This is a genomic window from Flavobacterium sp. (genome assembly GCF_035456085.1).
Lineage (GTDB): Bacteria > Bacteroidota > Bacteroidia > Flavobacteriales > Flavobacteriaceae > Flavobacterium.
Genome location: NZ_DATIDY010000066.1, coordinates 1 through 4920 on the forward strand (window position 1 = coordinate 1; position 4920 = coordinate 4920).

At 33.5% G+C, this 4920-nt stretch carries 2 protein-coding genes; one reads left to right on the top strand and one right to left on the bottom strand.

The genetic code is table 11. The annotated features are described in order from the left end of the window. On the bottom strand, window positions 1-3157 hold a 3157-nt coding region (gene gltB, locus VLC96_RS05325; protein WP_325261124.1), incomplete at its 3' end, for a glutamate synthase large subunit. Between the two features lie 407 nt (window positions 3158-3564). Here gltB and sucC point away from each other — a divergent pair. After that, window positions 3565-4758: an ADP-forming succinate--CoA ligase subunit beta gene (gene sucC, locus VLC96_RS05330; protein ID WP_325261126.1), complete on the top strand. Its 1194-nt coding sequence runs from the start codon at window positions 3565-3567 to the stop codon at window positions 4756-4758. The last annotated feature ends 162 nt before the right edge of the window (window positions 4759-4920 follow it).

A 4920-nucleotide genomic window follows, 5' to 3' on the forward strand; every position in this document is an offset into this window, starting at 1 on the left:
CTGTTCCTCCATCATATCCGGAAATCAAAATAACGTCTGCTTTTGCTTTAGCAACACCCGCAGCAATTGTTCCTACCCCAACTTCAGCTACTAATTTAACATTAACTCTAGCTTCTCTATTAGCATTTTTTAAGTCAAATATCAATTGAGATAAATCTTCAATAGAATAAATATCGTGGTGTGGTGGTGGTGAAATAAGACCTACATAAGGAGTAGAGTTTCTTGTTTCAGCAATCCAAGGCACTACTTTTTCACCTGGTAATTGTCCTCCTTCTCCAGGTTTTGCACCTTGAGCCATTTTAATTTGAATCTCTTGGGCATTTGTCAAATAGTTGATAGAAACACCAAATCTTCCTGAAGCAACTTGTTTGATGGCACTGTTTTTAGAATCGCCATTCATTTCTTTTTGGAAACGTTTTGGGTTTTCTCCACCTTCTCCTGAGTTTGATTTCCCTCCAATTCTATTCATGGCAATCGCAAGATTCTCATGAGCTTCCTGGCTGATAGATCCGTAAGACATAGCACCAGTTTTGAATTTTTTCACAATTTCAGTCCATGGTTCTACTTCGTCAATAGAGATTGGATCTAAGTTGTTGAATTCAAACAAACCTCTTATGGTCATTAAGTTTTCACTTTGCTCATTAACCATTTTAGAATATTCTTTATAGCTTTCTGGACTATTCAATCGAACTGCTTGTTGTAATTTTGAAATGGTTGTTGGATTAAACATGTGTTTTTCACCATTTCTTCTCCATCTGTAAATTCCACCAATTTCTAAAGGCAACAAGTTTGCAATTTTCGATTTTGGAAATGCGTTTTGATGTCTTTTCTTAACTTCTCTTTCAATTTCCATTAGTCCAATACCTTCTATTCTTGAAGGAGTGTAAGGGAAATATTTAGAAGTAAATGTTTTATTTAGACCTAAAATTTCAAAAATTTGGGCTGCTTTATAAGAATGTAAAGTAGAGATACCAATTTTATTCATGATTTTTAGGATCCCTTTGGCAATCGCTTTATTGTAGTTTGTAATTGCGTAATCTGCTTTTACTCCTGTAATAAAACCTTGTTTCACTTGATCGTGAAGAATTTCATTTACCATATAAGGATTGATAGCACTAGCTCCATATCCAAATAATAAAGCAAAATGATGAGGTTCACGAGGTTCAGCCGATTCAATTATAATACCAAACTTAGAACGAACTTTTAAAATATTTAAAGAATGGTGAATATAAGAAGTCAATAATAGCATTGGTATTGGAGCCATTTTTTCGTTAACACCTCTATCAGAAAGGACAACGATATTACATCCTTCAGAAACTGCTTTGTATGTTGCTTGTATGCATTTTTCTAAAGCACGTTCCAAACCATTTACCCCTTTTTCTATTTTGTATAAAGCAGAAATAGTAACAGATTTGAAGTCATCATGTTCAATGCTTCTTATTTTTTCCAAATCCTCATTAGAAATAACTGGATTTTGAATTTTAATTTTTTTACAGTGAATGTCAGTAATATCAAAAATATTGTAATCTGCTCCAACTGCTAAGCTTGTATCTGTAATTATTTCTTCACGAATACCATCCAATGGAGGGTTAGTTACCTGAGCAAATAATTGTTTGAAGTAGTTGTATAATAATTGAGGCTGATCTGATAATACAGCAAGAGGTGTATCATTACCCATAGAGCTTAATGCTTCATTGCCTTGAGCACCCATTGGGTTAATGATTGTTTTTAAATCCTCAATAGTATAGCCAAATAAACGTTGTCTGGTTTCAAAATCAGTTTCTTCAGTTGGGATTGGATTGCCAGTATAAGGAATTTGTGCTAATTGCAACATATTCTTATTTAACCATTCTCTGTAAGGACGTTTGGTTACAATTGAATGCTTAATTTCTTCATCTTCAATAATACGGCCTTCGTTCATATCAACCAAGAACATTTTTCCTGGTTCCAATCTTCCATGTTGAACTACGTCTTCAGGTTTGATGTCTAAAACACCAATTTCTGATGACATAATAACGAAACCGCTTTTTGTTAAAGTATATCGGGAAGGACGTAAACCATTTCTATCCAGTAATGCTCCAATTACGTTTCCATCAGTAAATGGAATCGATGCTGGACCATCCCAAGGTTCCATGATACAAGCATTGTATTCGTAAAATGCTTTTTTCTCATCAGACATAGTTTTGTGTTTTTCCCATGCCTCAGGAACAACCATCATCATAACTTCCGGTAAAGAACGTCCAGTCATTAATAATAACTCAACAACCATATCCATAGAAGCTGAATCTGATTTTCCTTCTAATATAATTGGGAATAATTTTTTCAAATCTTCTCCAAAAACATCACTTTTCATTAATTCTTCACGAGCACGCATTCTGCTCACGTTTCCTCTTAATGTGTTGATTTCACCATTATGACACATATATCTAAATGGTTGCGCCAAATCCCAAGAAGGGAAAGTATTGGTTGAGAAACGTTGGTGAACCAATGCTAAACGGGTTACCAAATCGCAGTCTAATAAATCGGTGTAATATCTACTGATGTCTTCAGGCATCAATAGACCTTTATATATAATAGTAGTAGTAGAACAACTTGAAAAGTAAAACATATGACTTTCAGAAGTTCTTGAATTACGAATCGTATGCTCAGCAATTTTTCTAGCCATGAATAATTTGGCGTTGAATTGTTGCTCAGTAATGTCTAAACCGTTCTTTCCAACAAATACTTGTTTGACAGTTGGTTCTTTTTCTGCGGCTATTTGTCCTAAATTAGAAACATCAACAGGAACATCTCTCCATCCTAAAATAGATAGATTTTGATCTTTAATGGCTGATTCAAAAGTTTCTTTGCAAAAGGCGATTTGGTTTGGGCTTTTAGGCATAAAGGTCATACCAACAGCATATTCTCTAACTTCTGGTATTTCAAAATCACAGACTTTTTTGAAGAAATCATGTGGGATATCAAATAAGATTCCAGCTCCATCTCCAGTTCGTCCATCAGAGCTTACAGCTCCACGATGCTCCAACTTGATTAAAATGTCCAGAGCCTTATGGATAATGTCATTAGACTTAATTCCATTCAAATTACATATAAATCCTGCGCCACAGTTGTCGTGTTCAAATTCGGGTAAATAAAGACCTTGTTCTTTAACTCTCATGCTTGATATTTTTTTTTACAAAATTAAAGATTTCATAACATATAATGAATTAAACTCGTGTTAACATCATATTTTTGCTATAATATTAAAAAAGTTATGAATAATTGATAATAATGTGGATTTTTTTGTTCGGAATTGATATATCAGCAATAAATGTTTTTACGATTTTGAAATGAACAATGATTTTGTAATAAATATATGGTTATACTTTTTTTGTTTGTTTATTTTTAACAAAATACCTGATTATTTTTAAATTTAAGCTACTATTACGTTTGAGAGGTTACATTTTGAAATTTTATTTTTTGTGTGGTATATTATTTAAAAAAAATTTCAATTAAATTAAATTTTGCTATTTTTGTCGCACTTTTATTCTGAAATAAATTCAGAATCCAGACAAATTCTATATTATGAACATACACGAATATCAAGGAAAAGAAATTTTAGCTAGCTATGGAGTTCGCATTCAACGCGGAATTGTAGCTAATAGTCCTGTAGAAGCTGTAGCTGCTGCAAAACAATTAACTGCCGAAACTGGTACAAGTTGGTATGTTGTAAAAGCCCAAATTCACGCTGGTGGTCGTGGAAAAGGTGGTGGAGTTAAACTTGCCAAAGGAATTGACAAGGTAGAAGAAATTGCTGAACAAATCATTGGAATGCAATTAATTACCCCTCAAACTTCTGCTGAAGGGAAAAAAGTGCACAAAGTTTTAATCGCTGAAGATGTTTATTATCCAGGTGAAAGCGAAACTTCTGAGTTTTATGTTTCTGTTCTTTTAAACAGAGCAACAGGTCGTAATATGATCATGTATTCTACTGAAGGTGGTATGGATATTGAAGAAGTTGCAGAACATACTCCTCATTTAATTTTTACAGAAGAAATTGATCCAGCTGTTGGATTACAAGGTTTTCAGGCAAGAAGAATTGCCTTTAATTTAGGCCTTTCTGGAAATGCTTTCAAAGAAATGACTCAGTTTATCGATGCTTTATACAAAGCTTACATTGGTTCTGATGCTTCTATGTTTGAAATCAATCCAGTTTTGAAGACTTCAGATAACAAAATTATGGCTGTAGATGCTAAAGTAAATATCGATGATAATGCTTTATACAGACAAAAGAAATATGCTGATATGCGTGATATTCGTGAGGAAAACCCAATCGAAGTTGAAGCTAAAGAAGTAGGATTAAACTATGTTGACCTTGACGGAACTGTAGGTTGTATGGTAAACGGTGCTGGTCTGGCAATGGCAACTATGGATTTGATTAAATATGCAGGTTTTGAACCAGCGAACTTCCTTGACGTAGGAGGAACTGCTGATGCAAAACGTGTTGAAACTGCTTTCCGTATCATATTAAAAGATCCAAACGTAAAAGCAATTTTGATTAACATTTTTGGAGGAATCGTTCGTTGTGATCGTGTTGCTCAAGGTGTTGTGGATGCTTACAAAAACATGGGAGACGCTATCAAAGTGCCGATCATCGTTCGTTTGCAAGGTACAAATGCTGAAATTGCAAAAGAATTAATCGATAATTCTGGAATGCCAATTTTATCTGCAGTACAATTTCAAGAAGCTGCTGACCAAGTTCAAGCTGCACTTTCTTAATTAAAATAAGAAATATTTATAGCAAAATCCTGAGTGAAAGCTCAGGATTTTTTTTCATATATAAACAAACTAATTTTTATTATAAATTAAAGTTATCCTAAGTAATCCCATTTTTCTTATTCGTAGCGTATCTTTATAATCTATTTCAAAGTAGCTAAAGAA